General features: G+C 74.9%; 18 protein-coding genes. 6 read left to right on the top strand and 12 right to left on the bottom strand.

Annotated features, from left to right (window positions below; translation table 11 throughout):
• Window positions 1-41: 41 nt before the first annotated feature.
• Window positions 42-1,304 (top strand): MFS transporter, encoded by a 1,263-nt coding sequence (locus tag FHX44_RS35365; protein ID WP_147259746.1) that lies wholly within the window; start codon window positions 42-44, stop codon window positions 1,302-1,304.
• On the opposite strand, the gene hrpB is transcribed toward FHX44_RS35365, so the two are convergent.
• The 6 genes from hrpB to FHX44_RS35395 all read right to left on the bottom strand — a co-directional run bounded on the left by hrpB (window position 1,270) and on the right by FHX44_RS35395 (window position 7,698).
• The gene (hrpB, locus tag FHX44_RS35370; protein WP_147259747.1) at window positions 1,270-3,726 is read right to left on the bottom strand and encodes an ATP-dependent helicase HrpB; all 2,457 of its coding nucleotides are present in this window, start codon (window positions 3,724-3,726) and stop codon (window positions 1,270-1,272) included. The genes FHX44_RS35365 and hrpB overlap by 35 nt on opposite strands.
• A gap of 18 nt (window positions 3,727-3,744) precedes the next feature.
• A complete protein-coding gene (locus FHX44_RS35375; protein WP_212612795.1) occupies window positions 3,745-4,770 on the bottom strand; it encodes an iron-containing redox enzyme family protein in 1,026 nt (341 codons plus the stop codon).
• On the bottom strand, window positions 4,757-4,978 hold the full coding sequence (locus tag FHX44_RS35380) for a CDGSH iron-sulfur domain-containing protein (protein ID WP_147259748.1): 222 nt from the start codon (window positions 4,976-4,978) through the stop codon (window positions 4,757-4,759). The genes FHX44_RS35375 and FHX44_RS35380 overlap by 14 nt, the downstream gene beginning before the upstream one ends.
• The gene (locus tag FHX44_RS35385; protein ID WP_212612796.1) at window positions 4,971-5,624 is read right to left on the bottom strand and encodes a HemK2/MTQ2 family protein methyltransferase; all 654 of its coding nucleotides are present in this window, start codon (window positions 5,622-5,624) and stop codon (window positions 4,971-4,973) included. Before FHX44_RS35385 ends, FHX44_RS35380 begins: the two co-directional genes overlap by 8 nt.
• A gap of 39 nt (window positions 5,625-5,663) precedes the next feature.
• Window positions 5,664-6,668, bottom strand: a complete 1,005-nt coding sequence (locus tag FHX44_RS35390) for a DUF892 family protein (RefSeq protein ID WP_147259749.1) — start codon at window positions 6,666-6,668, stop codon at window positions 5,664-5,666.
• A 76-nt stretch (window positions 6,669-6,744) separates the two neighbouring features.
• On the bottom strand, window positions 6,745-7,698 hold the full coding sequence (locus FHX44_RS35395) for a hypothetical protein (protein WP_147259750.1): 954 nt from the start codon (window positions 7,696-7,698) through the stop codon (window positions 6,745-6,747).
• Between the two features lie 210 nt (window positions 7,699-7,908).
• Here FHX44_RS35395 and ligD point away from each other — a divergent pair, with 210 nt between their 5' ends.
• The 3 genes from ligD to FHX44_RS35410 all read left to right on the top strand — a co-directional run bounded on the left by ligD (window position 7,909) and on the right by FHX44_RS35410 (window position 10,174).
• Window positions 7,909-8,892 carry a non-homologous end-joining DNA ligase gene (gene ligD / locus FHX44_RS35400; protein WP_246170762.1) on the top strand — a complete coding sequence of 328 codons (984 nt, stop codon included), beginning with the start codon at window positions 7,909-7,911 and terminating at the stop codon, window positions 8,890-8,892.
• A gap of 30 nt (window positions 8,893-8,922) precedes the next feature.
• A complete protein-coding gene (locus FHX44_RS35405) occupies window positions 8,923-9,528 on the top strand; it encodes a class I SAM-dependent methyltransferase (protein ID WP_147259751.1) in 606 nt (201 codons plus the stop codon).
• A 118-nt stretch (window positions 9,529-9,646) separates the two neighbouring features.
• Window positions 9,647-10,174: a response regulator gene (locus tag FHX44_RS35410; protein WP_147259752.1), complete on the top strand. Its 528-nt coding sequence runs from the start codon at window positions 9,647-9,649 to the stop codon at window positions 10,172-10,174.
• Here the strand turns inward: FHX44_RS35410 and FHX44_RS35415 are convergent.
• Window positions 10,167-10,673, bottom strand: a complete 507-nt coding sequence (locus tag FHX44_RS35415) for a MarR family winged helix-turn-helix transcriptional regulator (RefSeq protein WP_147259753.1) — start codon at window positions 10,671-10,673, stop codon at window positions 10,167-10,169. The two genes, FHX44_RS35410 and FHX44_RS35415, sit on opposite strands and share 8 nt — an antisense overlap.
• An 83-nt stretch (window positions 10,674-10,756) precedes the next feature.
• On the opposite strand from FHX44_RS35415, the gene FHX44_RS35420 reads away from it, so the two are divergent.
• Entirely contained in the window at window positions 10,757-11,653 is an 897-nt protein-coding gene (locus FHX44_RS35420; protein WP_246170763.1) for an EamA family transporter, read from the top strand.
• Here the strand turns inward: FHX44_RS35420 and FHX44_RS35425 are convergent.
• The gene (locus FHX44_RS35425) at window positions 11,635-12,141 is read right to left on the bottom strand and encodes a MarR family winged helix-turn-helix transcriptional regulator (protein ID WP_147259755.1); all 507 of its coding nucleotides are present in this window, start codon (window positions 12,139-12,141) and stop codon (window positions 11,635-11,637) included. The two genes, FHX44_RS35420 and FHX44_RS35425, sit on opposite strands and share 19 nt — an antisense overlap.
• An 88-nt stretch (window positions 12,142-12,229) precedes the next feature.
• Here FHX44_RS35425 and FHX44_RS35430 point away from each other — a divergent pair, with 88 nt between their 5' ends.
• Window positions 12,230-13,663, top strand: coding sequence for an MFS transporter (locus FHX44_RS35430; RefSeq protein ID WP_147259756.1), 1,434 nt, complete (start codon window positions 12,230-12,232; stop codon window positions 13,661-13,663).
• Window positions 13,664-13,736: 73 nt separating this feature from the next.
• Here FHX44_RS35430 and FHX44_RS42450 read toward each other — a convergent pair whose 3' ends face one another.
• Genes FHX44_RS42450 through FHX44_RS35445 form a run of 4 tightly spaced genes read right to left on the bottom strand, consistent with a single transcriptional unit; the run spans window position 13,737 to window position 16,019 of the window.
• Window positions 13,737-13,904 carry a hypothetical protein gene (locus tag FHX44_RS42450; protein WP_170309167.1) on the bottom strand — a complete coding sequence of 56 codons (168 nt, stop codon included), beginning with the start codon at window positions 13,902-13,904 and terminating at the stop codon, window positions 13,737-13,739.
• Complete coding sequence (locus FHX44_RS35435) at window positions 13,891-14,370, bottom strand: DUF3618 domain-containing protein (protein WP_147259757.1); 480 nt, start codon at window positions 14,368-14,370, stop codon at window positions 13,891-13,893. Before FHX44_RS35435 ends, FHX44_RS42450 begins: the two co-directional genes overlap by 14 nt.
• On the bottom strand, window positions 14,367-14,867 hold the full coding sequence (locus tag FHX44_RS35440; protein ID WP_147259758.1) for a phage holin family protein: 501 nt from the start codon (window positions 14,865-14,867) through the stop codon (window positions 14,367-14,369). The genes FHX44_RS35435 and FHX44_RS35440 overlap by 4 nt, the downstream gene beginning before the upstream one ends.
• Before the next feature lie 30 nt (window positions 14,868-14,897).
• Entirely contained in the window at window positions 14,898-16,019 is a 1,122-nt protein-coding gene (locus FHX44_RS35445) for an aromatic acid exporter family protein (RefSeq protein WP_147259759.1), read from the bottom strand.
• Window positions 16,020-16,053: the final 34 nt, after the last annotated feature.

Here is a 16,053-nt window from a genome sequence, read left to right on the forward strand (position 1 = left end):
CCGCAGCAGATACTTAGCAACGCTATCTATAATCGGGTGCCGTGACCGTGACCGCTGAGATCAGCCCGTTCCGCCAGCCGAAGGCCGTCTGGGCCGTCGCCTTCGCGTGCGTCATCTCGTTCATGGGGATCGGCCTCGTCGACCCGATCCTGCCGGCGCTCGCCACGCAGCTGGACGCGAGTCACACGCAGGTGGAGCTGCTGTTCACGAGCTACCTCGTCGTCACGGCCGTCGCGATGCTCGTGACGGGCGCGGTGTCCAGCCGGATCGGCGCGAAGCGCACGCTGATCGCGGGCCTCGCGCTCATCGTGGTGTTCGCGGCGGCCGCCGGTGCCGCGGACAGCATCGCCGGGATCGTCGGCTTCCGCGCCGGGTGGGGACTGGGCAACGCCCTGTTCATCGCGACCTCGCTCGCCGTGATCGTCGGATCCGCGAGCGGTGGCTTCGCCGGCGCGATCGTGCTCTACGAGACCGCGCTCGGCGTCGGCATCGCCACCGGCCCCCTGCTCGGTGGGCTGCTCGGCGACATCAGCTGGCGCGGGCCGTTCCTCGGCGTCTCCGTCCTCATGCTGATCGCGCTCGTGGCGACCGTGGCGTTCCTGCCGCCGACGCCCGCCCCGGAGCGGCGCTCGTCGCTGCGCGAGCCCCTCGCCGCACTGAAGCACCGCAGCCTGCGCACCACCAGCGTCGTCGGGCTGCTCTACAACTGGGGCTTCTTCACGCTGCTGGGCTACGCGCCGTTCCTGATGGGCCTCTCGGCCCTGCAGCTCGGCGGGGTCTTCTTCGCGTGGGGCGTGCTCGTGGCGATCTTCGCGGTGTTCGGCGCGCCCTGGCTGGAGCGGCACTTCGGCACCGCGCGCACCCTCACCGCGTGCCTCGTCCTCGTGGCCGTGGTCCTCGCCCTGATCGGCGCGTTCCCCGGCGTGCGGTGGGTCGTGATCGGGGCGGTGATCGCCTCCGGGGCGTTCGTCGGGCTCAACAACACCCTCGTCACCACGGCGGTCATGAGCATCTCGCCGGTGCCGCGGCCGGTGGCGTCGGCGACGTACGGGTTCGTGCGGTTCATCGGCGGCGGGCTCGCCCCGTTCGCGGCGGGCCTGCTCGCCGAGCACCTGAGCGTGCACGTGCCGTTCCTGCTGGGCGCGGTGGTCGTGCTCGCGGGCGCCGTGCTGCTCCAGACGGTCCGGGGCGACCTCGACGGTGCCGGCGAGACCGCCGACGAGGCACGGGAGGCGGCCGGGGAGGTTCCGGCGCTGGCGGAGGAGGCGGTCATCGCCCGGGACGCCCTCGCCCGCGAGCGCTGACCGTGGGCGGCGCGGTGCGCGGGTCCTCAGGCCATGCGTGCTTGGGGTAGCGGCCCCGCAGCTCCGCCCGGACCTGGGGATAGCCCGTCGTCCAGAAGCTCGCCAGGTCGGCGGTGACCGCGGCCGGTCGGCCTGCCGGTGAGAGCAGGTGCAGCAGCACCGGGAGCCTCCCGCCCGCCACGGCAGGCGCGCCGGCCCAGCCGAACACCTCCTGGACCTTCACCGCCAGGACGGGCCGCTCTCCCGAGTAGTCGAGGGCGACCCGCGAGCCGGACGGCACCGTGAGCCGCTCGGGCGCCAGCTCGTCGAGGGCGGCGGCCTCACGCCACCCGAGGAGGCCGCGCAGGATCGCTCCCGCGTCGACCCGGGACAGATCGGCGCGGCCGCGGGCCGACGTGATCGCGCCGAACCACCGGTCGGGATCGGCCAGCAGCGCCTCGTCCGAGACGTCCGGCCACGGCGGACCGAGGACGCGGTGCAGCGTGGCGAGCCGGTCCCGCAGCCGGCCGGCACCGTCCGACCAGCGCAGCAGGCCGAGGCCCTCGGTCCGCAGGCCGTCGAGCAGGGCGGCGCGCAGGGCGTCGGGTGGCGGATCGGCGATGCGGTGCTCGTCGAGGACGATCGCGCCGAGGCGCCGGACGTGCCGGGCCACCACGCCTGCCTGGTCGCCGCGCACCCACGCCACCTCGTCGGCCTCCGTGACGAGCGCGGGCGCGGCGCGCACCGCCAGCTCCCGGTCGGCCGCGGCGGCGAGGCGCACCCGGCCGTGGTCGGCGCCGGGCGTCCGGTCGGCCACCGCCACGGCGAGCCATTCCTGGCCGTCCAGCGCCGTGCCGGGCGGCAGCTCCACGGCGGTGCCGCCGGCCATGAGGTAGCGCCGGGAGCCGGCGGAGCGGCGGCGGGCCAGGCGTTCGGGGTGGGCGAGCGCGGTGACGAACGCGGGGTCGTCACCGTCGCCGCGAACGTCGACGAGCCGCTGCAGCCGGCGCGCCTCGGCCCGCCACCGGCCCGCGCCGGGAGCCGACCCGGAACGCAGCCTGCGCAGCTCGGACTCCACCTCGACGCCTGCGGCGAGGGTGTCGTCGTCGAGCAGGGCCACCACCTCCGCGGCCGCCCGCCCCCCGACCTCGGCCGCCCCGTCGAGCAGCGCCCGGGCCAGCCGCGGGTGCAGACCGAGCTCGGCCATGCGGCGTCCCCGGTCGGTGACACCGGCAGCGGCGCCGTCGCCGGAGAGCGCCCCGAGCGCGTGCAGCACCGCGCGCCCGGCCTGGAGCGGGGCCTCCGGTGGGGCGTCCCACCAGCGCAGGCCCGCGCCGTCGGGGGTGCCCCAGCAGGCGAGGTCGAGCGCGAGCCGGGTGAGGTCGGCGGTGCGGATCTCGGGATCGGGCTCCGGCGCCAGCAGCTCGCCTTTCGGCCAGCAGCGCAGCACCCGCCCCGGGGCCTCCCGGCCGGCCCGCCCGGCCCGTTGCTCGGCCACCGCGGCCGACACCCGGACGGTGACCAGCCCGGCGAGCCCGCGGCGGTGGTCGGTCCGCGGCACCCGCGCGAGCCCCGCGTCGACGACGGCGCGCACACCCGGCACCGTGAGGCTCGACTCCGCGACCGCCGTGGCGAGCACCACCCGGCGGCGGGGGCCCGGCCGCAGCGCCCGGTCCTGCTCCGCCGCCGGCAGGCGCCCGTGCAGCGGGACGACGTCCGCGTCCAGCCCGGACAGCGCGATCGTGGTGCGCCGGATCTCCGCGACGCCGGGGAGGAACGTGAGCACGTCGCCGTCACCCTCGTCGAGCGCCGTCCGTACGGCGCGCGCCACGCACACCTCGATCCGCTCGCCACGGAGCGGCGGGAGGTGCCGCACGGTCACCGGGAACGTGCGTGCCGGAACGTCCAGCACCGGCGCCGGATCCTGGCCGCCGAGCAGCTCGGCGAGCCTGCGGGTCCGGACCGTCGCCGACGTCGCCAGTAGCCGCAGGTCCGGGCGCAGCCCGTCGCGGGCGTCCAGCAGCAGCGCGAGCAGCAGGTCGGCGTCGAGGTGCCGCTCGTGGCACTCGTCGAGCACCACCGCTGCGGTGCCGGGGAGCTCCGGGTCGGCGACGAACCTGCGCAGCAGCAGGCCCGACGTCACGACCTCGATGCGGGTCGCCGCGGACGTGCGGGCGTCGCCGCGCACGGCGTAGCCGACCGTGCGCCCGAGGTCCTCGCCGAGCAGGGCGGCCATCCGCGCGGCCGCGGCGCGCGCGGCCAGCCTGCGCGGTTCGGCGACGATCACCTTCCCCGGCAGCTCGGGCGCGAGCGCCAGCGGCACGAGCGTGGTCTTGCCGGTACCGGGTGGCGCGACCAGCACCGCCGAGCCGGCCCCGGCGAGCGTGGCGGTGATCTCGGGGAGCGCGGCGCGGACCGGGAGGTCGGGGAGCGCGGGAAGCATCACCCCCCAGTCTGCCCGTCAGGCGGGCACCCGCCGCGGGGCGTCGGGCAGCGGCTGCAGCAGCGACGGCCGGTCGTGGGCCCAGCAGTCCAGGAGGTGCTCGCCGAACCGGTCGGCGAGCAGTCCGCTCGCCCTGATCCCGAACACGACGTCCGCGGCGAGCGCGGGCTCGCCCGCGAGCAGCGGCGCGATGACGCCGCGGCGGATCAGCTGCTCGTGCACCGCGTCCGCCTCGACGTGCTCGGCGTAGAACGCGACCGCCGCAGCCGGCAGCTCGAGCCGCCGCATCGCCCTGACCAGGCGGTCCGATCCGGGGGACGAGGTGAGCTCGACCGTGGCGAACTGCCCGACCAGCGCCCCTCGCAGGGCCCGGCGCAGCCCGCACAGGGACATGAAGTTGACCTCGGCGAGCGTCTCGGCGGGGGCGGCGTCCAGGTAGGTGCCGTAGGCGTCGTCCAGGTCGAGCGCCTGCATCATGTCGGCGAAGAGCCGTGCGTGCATCCGGTCGGGGTCGCCCGCCCCGTACTCGTCGTGCTCGACGGTGACGAGGGCGGCCTTCGCCGGCCCGTCGAGGCGGGCGATCACCCAGGCCTGGGGGTCGGCCTCCTTGAGGTGGTAGAGCGAGCGGTGCGCCACGTACTCGCGCACCTGCCAGCGCTCGCCCTCCCTCGCCAGGTGCCAGGACGGGCCCGTGCCCTCGACCGGCTCGACGAGCAGGGCGCCGAGTTCGGCGTCCACGTCGTCGGACGGCTCGACGTCGGCACGCAGGGCGTCGAGGAACAGCCGCTCCGCCGCGACGCGCATCGTGACCAGCGCGGGGTCCCACTCTCGCTCGTCGGGCACCCCGGCGAACCCGCGGTAGTGCATCTCGTAGAGGCAGTACAGGGCGAGCTGCAGGTCGGCGCCGTACGGGTCCGCGCCGTCCACCGGCGGGAGGATCTCCGGGCCCCGCCGCAGCGCGCTGACCACGGCGGCCGAGAGCGGGCCGCGCGGCTGCGGCAGCGGCGGCGCCTCGACCGGGCGGATGGCGCTACTGCCGAACACGTTCGCCCTCCTCCCCGCCGGTGCGGACCTTGCGCCGGTGGCTGGTGTCGCAGAAGGGCTGACGACGGCTGCGCCGGCACGTGCACAGCGCCGTGACCGGCCGGTCCGACCGCACGCGACGTCCGTCCGGGAGCACGACGTCCACCGGGCCCGCCACGAGCATCGGCCCCTCGTCGGTGAGCAGGACCTGCTGAACCCGGTCAGGCATGGCGGGCCCGCACGACCACGAGTTCCTCCTCGCGCTGCCCGGGACGGATGAGGCCCCGGGACTCCAGCATCGCGGCGCGCGCCCGCATCACCGGCCCGAACGGCACGGTCGCCGTCGCGGCGACGCGCGCGACGAGTCCGGCGCGGTCGAGGGCGGCGAGCGTCAGGTCGACGTCGCACACCGCGGAGTGCACGAGCAGCACGTCCCCGTCGGGGGCGAGGACGTGCTGCACGCCCGCGCAGATCCGGTCGATCAGCGCGCGCCCGTCGGGGCCCGCGTCCCAGCACCGCCCCATGGCGTGGCGCGGCAACCGGGACGAGGCCGCCGGCACGTACGGCGGGTTCGCCATGACGAGCCCGAAGCGGCGGCCCGCGACGGGGTCGAAGAGGTCGCCGCGGTGCACCGCCACCCGCGCCCCGTGCACCCGGCTGTTGAGCCAGGTGGTGACCACGGAACGCAGCGACAGGTCCACCGCGGTGACCGTGGCCGCGCCGGAACGGGCCGCCGCGAGCGCGAGCGCTCCGCAGCCCGTTCCGACGTCGAGCACGTTCCTGCCGCGGGCGAACCCGCCGCCACGGGTCACGTCGATCAGCAACTCGGTATCGCTCTCTGCCCGGTACACCCCGGGCGGGCACAACAGCAGCACGAGCGGATGGTGCCCCGGGCGGAGGGCGTCAAACTTGGATCAGCGCTCGGTCCGTTCTCCCGCGACGGCCGCGTACCGCGCCTGTGCCGCCTCGACGACGCCGGAGCGGTTCTTGTGGGACCGCTCGAACGCGATCATCGCCCGCAGGTCGTCGGGGTCGGCCAGCTCGCGGACGGCAGCGATCGCGTTGGGCGCCGTCATCTCCTCGAAGTGCTTGATCGGCAGCTCGGAGGCGGCGAGGCCGCCCAGCTCCGCGCGGGTCTCGTGCACCGCGCCCGCCACGGTGTCCGCTCCTTCGCGCCGCGCCACCCGCTCGGCCTGCTGCAGGGTCGCGTCCCGGCCGGCCGCGGCGACCTCCCGGGTGTCGCTGCCGAGCCGGGCGGCCGCGCCCGCGACCTCCTCGACGGTCTCCTTCGCCTCCTCACCGGTGCGGTAGACGGTGTGGACGGCCCGGTTGACCTGCTCCACGGCGAACCGCGTGGGCAGCGCGACCGCGTGCGCCACGCCGCCGGCCAACCGCTGCAGCGGCGTCGGGGTGAGGGCGGTGGGGCCGCCGAGGGCCTCTTCGGCGAGGACGGTCGTGAGCCATTCGACGGTGGCGGTGTGGGCGTCGACCAGGTCGTCGGCGAGGCGGACGACCGAGTCCAGCCCCGCCCGCTGGGCGAGAACACGCAGGTAGCGGGCACGGTCGAGGAGCTGGTGCTCGAGGGCGAGGTCGCCGATGAGCGCCTCGTCGATCGCCTGCATCTGCTCGAGGGTGGTCTTGACCAGCGCGAGGACTCGTCCGATCGCGGGCGTCACCACGTCGGGCACGGCGTCCAGGTTGCGCAGCGCCCGCTCGATGCGTTGCGCGCGGCGATCTGCGTTGGTGCCGTTCTGCTCCAGCTCGCGGCGTACGGCGTCGGTGCTGGCCTGGCCGAGGCGGATGCGCGCGATCTGCGCCTCGGTCCGGGTGAGCTGCTCGAGCGTCCTCAGCTGGCCGACGACCGTGTCGGTCGCGGCGGTCTCGGGGGCTGTCGGGAGGGCGGAGGTGGGGTTCGCCATGCCGCTCGGGTGCCCCGGGCCCGGGATCGGCACGCGCGACCACGAGAGTGAATCGCGGCACGGCCGGTCGGGGGACCTACTCGGCGGGTGACGCTGCGCTCAACTGGGCGTCGAGCTCCTCCAGACGGGCCTGGGCCCGCGCCGTGCGGGACGCCGCCACGCCCACCGCGCGGGCGGAGGCCTTCGCCGCCGTCTCCGCGTCGCGGGCGGCCGTGGCCGCCGTGCGCTCCTGCTCACGGGCGGCCTCGAGCTCGGCGGTGAGTTCGGCCACCCGCCTGCGGGCGTCCTCGCGGGCCGTGACGGCCTCCTCGCGTGCGGCCTCGTCGGTGTCCTGCTTGGCCCGCGCCGCCGCCTCCTCGTCCTCCGCGGCGGTCAGCGCCTCCGCGCGCCGGTCGCGTTCGGCCTGCAACCGCGCGCGCCGGGCCCGATCCGCCGCGCCGTCGTCCGCGGGCGCGGCGTCCCGTTCGGTCTCGCGCTCCGGTTCGGGGGGAGCCGGGCGGGGCGCAGGCGCCGGCACGGCGTCCGGGTCGGCCTCGGGTCCGAAGCCGGTGTAGCTGAGCGTGCGGGTGAGCCGGCCGGACCGGACCTGCTCGGCGATCTCCGGGCGAGCCAGGGCGGCGTCCAGGATCCCCTGCAGCTCGCGGAGCACGCCCTCGGCCGCCGGGTCGCCCGCCTCCTGCGCCAGGCGGCCGGCCTCGCGCGCCATGGCCGCCACCAGCTGGTGGCGCTTGCTGGACAGCTGGCGCAGCGCCGTGCCGTCGAGGGTGCGCTGGGCGTCGGCGAGCCCGGCCGCGAGCGAGAGCAGCCCGTCGAGCTGCGCGGCCCGGTGCCGGGCGAGGAGATTGGCGAGCCACGCGGCCTTGGTGGGCCTGCGCAGCCTGCCGATGGCCTTCGCGAGCTCGCGGTCGCCCCGCTCGCGGGCGGCCGCGACGGCGGCGTCGCGGGCACCGATGAACTCGTCCGGCGGCACGGAGTACAGCTCGTCCGCCGCGGCGTCCAACGCGGTGTCGGGTTCGGAGTGGTCCGGCACACAGCGAGCCTAGTGTGATTTTCGGGCCCGAAGATCCGCCCGATTGCGCGTGCAACAGTTACCGTGGGGTAGCACGGCTCGGCGGAACCCCCGGCCGCCCCCGTGCTCCCCGGCGGCCGCCTCCCCACCCCTCGGGAGGCGGCCGCCGGCCCACTCGATCGTGCGGTGCCGGGCGTGCGCACGTGCGAAGATCCGGGCAGGCTGCCGGGGATGGCTCCGACCGATCCGTTCCCGCCACCCGTGTCGCCGATGCTGGCCACAGCCGGGGAGCCGCCCGCGGGCGCAGGATGGTCGTTCGAGTTCAAGTGGGACGGCGTGCGCGCGGTCACCGCGGTGGCGGGCGAACGCGTCCGGGCCCAGAGCCGCCGGGGCAACGAGGTCACCGCGGCGTACCCGGAGCTCGCCGATCTCGGCGGGCTGCTGGACGGCCGGCCGGTGCTGCTGGACGGGGAGGTCGTCGCCCTCGACGAGAACGGCAGGCCGGACTTCGGGACGCTGCAGCACCGGATGCACGTGCGCTCGCCCGACCCGCAGCTCGTCGAGCGCATCCCCGTGTCCTACATCGTGTTCGACCTGCTGTACCTGGATGGCGTCTCGCTGCTCGGCGAGCCCTACGACCGGCGGCGCGCGCTGCTCGAGGAGCTGGGCATCGGCGGGCCGCGGGTGCAGGTACCCCCGGCGGCCGTCGGGGTGAGCGGCGCGCAGCTGCTCGAGGTCGCCAGGGCCCACGGCCTGGAAGGTGTGGTCGGGAAGCGACGCGCCTCCCGCTACGAGCCCGGCCGCCGCTCCCCGGCGTGGATCAAAACGGCTCTGCTGCACACCCAGGAGGTGGTGATCGGCGGCTGGACGGCGGGGGAGGGGCGGCGCGCGCAGAACGTCGGCGCGCTGCTCCTGGGCGCCTACGACGGCAGCGGGGCGCTGCGCTACCTCGGGCACGTCGGCACCGGGTTCACGGAGGCCGCGCTGCGCTCGCTGCTGGTCGAGCTGCGGACCCGGGAGCAGGCGGAGAGCCCGTTCGACGAGGAGGTGCCCCGCGACGAGGCCCGCAAGGCCCGCTGGGTGCGCCCCGAGCTGGTGGGCGAGGTCGTCTACCGGGTGCTGACGAAAGAGGGCCGGCTGCGCCACGCGGCGTGGCGGGGGCTGCGCAGCGACAAGGATCCGGCGGACGCGGTGATCACCGCGACCGGACGGTGAGCCGATCGCGGCCCGTGGGAGGGTGCCCTCGTGGCCGATCCCGACCCCCGGTGGAACCACAACATCCACTACCACCCGATCGTGCTCGCCGCGGTGCCTCCGGGCAGCCGCACGGCGCTCGACGTCGGCTGCGGCGAAGGCCAGCTCGCCATGCGGCTCCGGTCGGTCGTGCCGTCCGTGGTGGGCATCGACCGCGACGGGCCGACCCTCGAGCGTGCCCGCGCCGAGAACGGCGGCCCGGGAATCGAGTACGTGCAGGCGAACGTCCTGACCCACCCGTTCGAACCCGCCTCCTTCGACGTGGTCGCCTCGGTCGCCGTGCTGCACCACATGGACACCGCTGCCGGCCTCGAACGGATGCGCGACCTGCTGCGCCCCGGCGGCGTGCTCGCGGTGATCGGGCTGCCGCGCCCCCAGCGGCCGCGCGACCTGCCCTACGACGTCGCGGGCACCGTCGCCCTGCGCTGGAACCGGTGGCGCAACGGTGGGTACCGGGACGTCACCGCGCCGACGGTGTGGCCGCCGCCGGACACGCTCGCCCAGGTCCGGGACACCGCACGGCGGCTGCTGCCCGGCGTGCGGGTGCGCCGCCACATGATGTGGCGCTACTCCCTGCTCTGGACGAAGCCGGCCTGACCCCGGCCGACTCGAGAAGATCTCCGTCCATCCCGTTTCGCACACCCGAAGGTGGTTAACCCCCACTTGCCTCGGACCCTGGCGACGACGCCTCGCGATGCCCTCCGGAGGTCTTGTGATGTCGGTGCTGCGAAGCATCTGGTCCGAGCACGGTCGCGGGCGGACCGGGCCCCGCGCGCAGCCGTTCCGGGCCGCCGAGGTCCGGCCCGGCCGGGTGGCCGGGAACGTCGAGAGCCGGGGTGCCCAGGATCGAGCCGGGGGCGGCACGAGGGTGCGGCGGGGTGTGATCGTCGACGACAACGAGCAGTTCCTCGCGGTCGCCCGGGATCATCTCTCGCGTGGCGGGTTGCAGATCGTCGGCACCGCGATGAACCAGGCAGAGGCTTTGCGGCAGGCCGATGCGCTGCACCCGGATGTCGTTCTGGTCGACATCGGCCTGGGCGGTGAGAGCGGGTTCGAGGTCGCTCGCCGCCTCGTCGCGGACGTTCCCGGGCTCGGGAGCTCCGTGGTGCTCATCTCGACCCGCGACGAGGAGGACCTCGCGGATCTGATCGCGGCCAGCCCTGCGATCGGGTTCATCCCCAAGAACCTCTTGTCGGTTCGCGCGATCGAGAGTCTGCTGGGTCCCCGACCGGGTGTCAGGTGATGTCCGTGTCGCCCAGCGCGTGCAGTGCGGTGCGGAGCAGCGCTGCGAGCTGCTCGCGCTCGCCGGCGGTGAGGGCCGCGAACAGGCGCGCCTCGTTGGCCATGTGCTCGGCGAAGAACTCGTCGATCAGCTCCAGGGCGCGGGGCGTGAGCTGGACGCGCACCGAGCGGCGGTCGTCCGGGCCGGGGCTGCGCTGGACGAGCCCCTTCGCCTCGAGCCGGTCGATGCGGTTGGTCATCGCCCCCGAGGTGATCATGGCGGCCTTGAGCAGCGCGCCCGGCGTGAGGGCGTACGGCGCGCCGGAGCGGCGGAGCGTGAGCAGCACGTCGGCCTCCCACAGCTCGAGGTCGCGCGTGGCGTAGAAGGCCTTGAGCTCGCGGTCCAGGATGCGGTCGAGCCGCTGGATGCGCCCGACGAGCCCCATGGGCCACAGGTCGTCCACGTCGTCGGGGCGCTCCCGGCGCCACTGGCCGAGGATCCGGTCGACCGCGTCCTCCATGACCACCAACTCTCTTCACGTCGAGAAACTTGACGTCGAGCCACCGGCGTGCTCCCATGTATCTCGATATCGAGATTATCAGGATGGAGAGTTCGGTGCGGGACCGCCTGCTGACCATGCTCGCCCCCGTCAGCTGGGGCACCACCTACGTCGTCACGGCGGCTCTGCTGCCGCCCGACCGCCCGCTGCTCGCCGCGCTCCTGCGCGCCCTGCCTGCCGGATTGCTGGTGCTGCTGGTGGTGCGGCGGTTACCGCCTGCGCCGATCTGGTGGTGGCGGTTCCTCGTCCTCGGGATCGTGAACTTCGCCGCGTTCTTCCCGCTGCTCTTCTTCGCGGCCTACCGGCTGCCGGGGGGTGTCGCCGCGACGCTCGGCGCCGTGCAGCCGCTCATGGTCGCCGGGCTCGCCTGGCTGGTGCTGCGCACCCGCACGCCTGCGCGGCAGCTCGTGGCCGCGCTCGCGGGCGTCGCGGGCGTCGCGCTCATGACCCTCACCGCGCAGGCACGGCTGGACCCGCTCGCCGTGCTGGCGATGGTCACCGGCGTCGGTCTGATGGCTCTCGGGATCGTCCTGGCGAAGCGCTGGGGGAGCCCGGAGCACCCGCTCGTGTCCACCGCGTGGCAGATGACGCTCGGCGGCCTGCTGCTCGCGCCCCTCACGTTGGCCGTCGAGGGGCTTCCCGCAGCGCTGACCGTCGCCAACGCGGCCGGCTACACCTACCTCGCGACGATCGGGGGCGCGCTCGCCTACGTGCTGTGGTTCCGCGGAATCGAGCGGTTGGGTCCCGCGACCGTCTCGCTGCTGACCCTGTCCAACCCGCTGACCGCCACGCTCGCCGGGCTGGTCGTGCTCGGCCAGACCCTGGCTCCGGCCCAGGTCGCCGGGCTGGGCATCGCGCTGGCCGCGCTCGTGGTGGGCCAGGCGCTGGGTCGGTCGACGCCGCGCCCGGCGGAACACCGGCCTCAGCCCGCGGGCCGCTGAGCGGGTCGGGGGAACGGCCTGCTGTCGAGCTCGTCGAAGTAGGTCTCGATGTCGTCGACCCAGCGCTTGACGAGCGTGCAGACCTGCCGCTTGTCCTCCGCAGGCCAGTCGGCGACCGCGTCGCGCATCCAGCCCTTGATCACCGCGTGGTAGCGGTCGATCAGCTCGATGCCCTCGGCGGTCAGTGTGAGCCGGGCCACCCGCCGGTCGTCGGGGTCGACCGTCTTCTCGATCAGTCCGCGGGTGACCAGGCGGTGGACCTGCCGGGTGGCGTGCGGTCCCTCCACCTGCATCGACTCGGCGAGCTCCTTGACGCTCGGCGGCTGCTCGGCCTTGCGGACGTGCCCCAGGATCTGCAGGCCGATCCGGTCGAGCGTGATGCCGGCCTCGGCGCAGGCTCGTTCGGACAGCTTGGTACGCCGGAGCATCCGGGTCAGACGGCTGATCGACGTCGTGGCATCCAGCAGCTCGTCGCCGTAGTCCTCCACCACAATCCCCCTTGACTGTTACCTAACTTAGGTAGGTAGTCTCCTGCGCGTTGGTTACCTACCAAAGGTAGTCGTTCGAAGGGTTGACATGACACAGGCTGTTCCGGCCGTCGACACCGACATCGTTCCGAGGTCGCCAGGGGGTTGGTCGGTGGTCGCCGCGGCCGCCTTCGGGGCGTCGGTCACCGTCATGCAGCAGAGTGCGGTGCTTCCGCTGCTCCCGCGCCTGCAGACCGAGCTGGGCGCCGACGTCACGGCCGTGAGCTGGACCTTCACGATCAGCATGCTCGTCGGGGCGGTGGCCACCCCGCTGTTCAGCCGGTTCGGCGACATGTACGGGCGGCGCCGGATGCTGCTGGTGTCGTTCGTGCTGCTGCTGGCCGGGTCGGTGCTCGCGGGACTCGCGACCTCGCTGCCGACATTGCTGCTCGGAAGGGTGGTGCAGGGCTTCTCCGTCGCGGTGATCCCGCTGTCGATCGGCGTCGTCCGCGGGGCGCTGCCGCCGGAGAGGATGGCCACCGGCATCGGCACGATCAGCGCGACGATCGGCATCGGCAGCGGGATCGGCCTGGTGCTGAGCGGCGTGATCGCCCAGTACACGACCGGCTTCCGGGCCGTGTTCTGGGTGATGGCCGTGCTCGCCGCCGCCGCGCTGGTCATCGGCGCGATCGTCCTGCGCGACCCGACCCCACCGCAGGGCGGGCGTCCCGACATCCCGGGCGCGATCCTCCTGGCGGGCGGCCTGGTCACGCTGCTGCTCGGCATCACGGAAGGCCGGAGCTGGGGCTGGACGTCCGCGGGGATCGTCGGGCTGTTCGCCGCCTCGGTCGTGCTCTTCGCGATCTGGGTGGCGGTGGAGCGGCGGACGGCGGAGCCGCTCGTCGACATCGACCTGTTGACCCACCGCGGCACGATCGGGGCGAGCGTGGCATCGATGCTGCTCGGGTTCGCGATGTTCGGTGGGTTCTCGCTGGCCCCGCAGTTCGTGCAGGCGCCCGCGACCGCGGGGTACGGGTTCGGCGCGTCCGTGCTGGAGGCCGGCCTCTACCTGCTGCCGGCGTCCCTGCTGATGATGATCGTGTCACCGGCGTCCGGTGGGCTGATCCGGCGGTTGTCGGCGCCCTACGTGGTCGCGATCGGGGCGGTGCTGACCGGTGCGTCCGAACTGTGGCTCGTGCTGTCCCACGCCCACGTCACCGACGTGCTGATCTCGATGACGCTGCTCGGGGTCGGCATCGGGCTCGCGTACTCCGCGCTCGCGACGATGGCGATCGAGCACGTCGAGCCCGCCAGGACCGGGGTCGCGAGTGGGGTGAACAGCCTGGTCCGGATGCTCGGCGCGAGCGTCTCCGGGGCGGTGGCGGCGGCCGTGCTCGCCGCGCACGTGGCCCCGGGTGCCGCGCTGCCGTCGGCCGCGGGGTACGAGCTGGGCTTCGGCATCACCGCGATCGGCGCGGGGCTCGCGGCGGCGTTCGCCGTCGGCTTCGGGTGGCGCGGCCGGCGTCCGGTCCCGCAGCTCTGACAGCGCAACCTGATGACCCGGCCCTGAGAACTCAGGACCGACGGCTCAGGACCGACGGCTCAGGACCGACGGCTCAGCGCTGCGGGTTCCCGTCCGTGCGCTCGGGTGGGTCGTCGTCGGCGGGTGGTTCGGCGGACGCCCACTCCTCGCGGTTCGAGCCGCCCGGGCCGAGCTCGCCGGAGACCTGGTCGGCGAGCGCCTCGTCCTCCCGAGGGCTGTGCTTCGCACTACCGCGTTCCATCGGTTGCCTCCTTCCGGTGCGCGCGCCGGCGACGCAGGCTGCGCAGCCACAGGAGCAGCAGGGCGGCGATCACCCCGCCGACGACGAGCGGCCGCTGGCGCACGGCGTCCTCGATGGCGGGCGCCTTCTCCGCCACCACCTCGCGGGCGTGGGTCACCTGGGCCTGCACCCGCTCGGTGGCCTCGGCGCGCTTCTCGCGCAGCCGCTGGGGCACGTCGACGCGGTGGACCAGCTCCTCGACCGTGTCGCCGAGCTCAGCCCGCAGCTGCTCGACGTCCCGCTCGACGACCTCACCCTCGCGCGGGGTGCCGCCGCCTGTCGCGCCCCCGCTCGTCGGCCCCCCGCTGGTCGGCCCTCCGCTGGTCGGCCCTCCGCTGGTCGGCCCTCCGCTGGTCGACCCTCCGCTGGTCGACCCCCCGCTCGTCGACCCCCCGCTCGTCGACCCCCCGCTCGTCGACGCGGTCATCGGTGCACCGCGTTCCGCACGGCGGAGACGTCCTCCTGGACGCCCCGCACCGCCTGCTCGGGCACCGGGGGTGTGGCCTTCTGCAGCCGCGAACGCCCGACGAGGGCGAGCACACCGGCCACGAGCAGCAGCACGACCCCGACGATCAGGGCCGACAACCACACCGGGACGACCGTGGCGAGCCCGGCGACGGCGGAGGCGACCAGCGCGCCGACGCCGAAGAGGGCCACCACGCCGCCGGCGCCGGCGAGCCCGGCTCCGGCACCGGCGCGCTTGCCCTTCGCGGTGAGCTCGGTGCGTGCCAGCTCCAGCTCGCGGCGGACCAGCTCGGAGAGCTGTGCGGAGAGCCGGCGGACGAGCTCACCGGTCGGGACGTCGCCCAGGTCGGCACCGGTCGCAGCAGGGCCGGCCGCTGCGGGGTCCGGCGTACCGGGGAGGGGTGCAGCAGGAGGGGACGCCGTCCGCTGGGACGGCACGCCCGTCGTGTGCGAGGTCATGCCGCAGGCCTACCCCGCCGCCCGGCTCCACTAACCCGTGACCGCCGCCTCCAGCTCGGCCACGGCATCCGACACCGCGATCACGCTCGCACCGCGGGCCGCCTGCTCGCCCGATCCGTTGCGCAACCGCCGTGCCTCGGCGGCGGGGGCGTCGAGTGCGGCGGCGAGCTCGTCCGGTCGCTCGGCGAGGACGTCGACCGCGTCGGCCAGCCGCTCGAGCAGGACCGCGAGCTCCGGGTCGCCTGCGTGGTCGGCACGCTCGGCGAGGTTGCCGAGCAGCACGCTCACCTGCAGCACCCGTTCGCTGACGCGACTGAGCCGGTCGACGACGTCGCGCCCGGCGAGCGGGGAGTCCGCCCGTCGGATGTGGCGCCGCCGCGGGTTCCAGCGGACGCTCTCGCGGCCGTACCAGACCGCGTCATCGGCCCGTCGCACGGCGCGGCGCAGGCCGCGGGCGCTGTGGGCCCACCGGCGCGCGTCGGCCTCCGACCAGCCGTCGTGCACGGTCGCGGCCATGTCGCGCAGCTGCGCGGCGACCTCGGCGATCAGCGTGGTGACCGCGTGCCGCGCGTCGCGCAGGTGCACAGGGGGAAGCAGGAGGGTGTTCACGAGGGCGCCGACGAGCGACCCGCAGAGGCTGAGCGCCAGCCAGCTGGCCAGGTCGAGGGCGTTCGCCGCGGTGCCGTTGACCACCACGATCAGCGCGGTGATGGAGACCCACCACCCGTCGGGGCCGAACTGGCGCCACCGGCCCACCAGCAGCCCGAGCAGGACGACGAGTGGCACGGCGACGGTGACGGCCGGCACGAGCCGGCCCACGAGGTGCGCGAGCACGACCCCGGCCGCCACCGTGCCCGCCTGCCGGGCCGCGCCCGTCCAGGAGCCGCGCACCGTGCTCGTCACGGTGAGCACCGCGGCGTACGGGGCGAGGAAGGCGTGGGTGCCGGCCCACGGGCCCGTCACCAGCAGCGCCCCGACGGCGGCCAGCGCGGCCTTGGCCGACTGCACCACGACCTCGCGCTCGCGGCCCGGCCTGCGCAGCACGCGCAGCCGCTCCCGCATCGAGTTCCGCAGCGGGTTCCGCATCGAGTTCCACAGCGAGTTCCGCAGCTTCGACACGTCGAGGTGGTGCCCCCGGTCGAGCCGGGACATGCGGGGGAGTGAACAGCGCTACTGGCGGCTGCGT

The sequence above is a fragment of the Pseudonocardia hierapolitana genome (assembly GCF_007994075.1).
In the GTDB taxonomy this organism is placed as follows: Bacteria; Actinomycetota; Actinomycetes; order Mycobacteriales; family Pseudonocardiaceae; genus Pseudonocardia; species Pseudonocardia hierapolitana.

Bases quoted from the DNA above. Each gene is read 5' to 3' on its own strand.
- FHX44_RS35390 (WP_147259749.1), bottom strand. From the start codon at position 6,668: ATGGCGAACCCCACCTCCGCCCTCCCGACAGCCCCCGAGACCGCCGCG.
- hrpB (WP_147259747.1), bottom strand. From the start codon at position 3,726: ATGCTTCCCGCGCTCCCCGACCTCCCGGTCCGCGCCGCGCTCCCCGAG.
- FHX44_RS35445 (WP_147259759.1), bottom strand. From the start codon at position 16,019: ATGTCCCGGCTCGACCGGGGGCACCACCTCGACGTGTCGAAGCTGCGG.
- ligD (WP_246170762.1), top strand. From the start codon at position 7,909: ATGGCTCCGACCGATCCGTTCCCGCCACCCGTGTCGCCGATGCTGGCC.
- FHX44_RS35415 (WP_147259753.1), bottom strand. From the start codon at position 10,673: ATGGAGGACGCGGTCGACCGGATCCTCGGCCAGTGGCGCCGGGAGCGC.
- FHX44_RS35430 (WP_147259756.1), top strand. From the start codon at position 12,230: ATGACACAGGCTGTTCCGGCCGTCGACACCGACATCGTTCCGAGGTCG.
- FHX44_RS35380 (WP_147259748.1), bottom strand. From the start codon at position 4,978: ATGCCTGACCGGGTTCAGCAGGTCCTGCTCACCGACGAGGGGCCGATG.
- FHX44_RS42450 (WP_170309167.1), bottom strand. From the start codon at position 13,904: ATGGAACGCGGTAGTGCGAAGCACAGCCCTCGGGAGGACGAGGCGCTC.
- FHX44_RS35435 (WP_147259757.1), bottom strand. From the start codon at position 14,370: ATGACCGCGTCGACGAGCGGGGGGTCGACGAGCGGGGGGTCGACGAGC.
- FHX44_RS35440 (WP_147259758.1), bottom strand. From the start codon at position 14,867: ATGACCTCGCACACGACGGGCGTGCCGTCCCAGCGGACGGCGTCCCCT.
- FHX44_RS35420 (WP_246170763.1), top strand. From the start codon at position 10,757: ATGGAGAGTTCGGTGCGGGACCGCCTGCTGACCATGCTCGCCCCCGTC.
- FHX44_RS35410 (WP_147259752.1), top strand. From the start codon at position 9,647: ATGTCGGTGCTGCGAAGCATCTGGTCCGAGCACGGTCGCGGGCGGACC.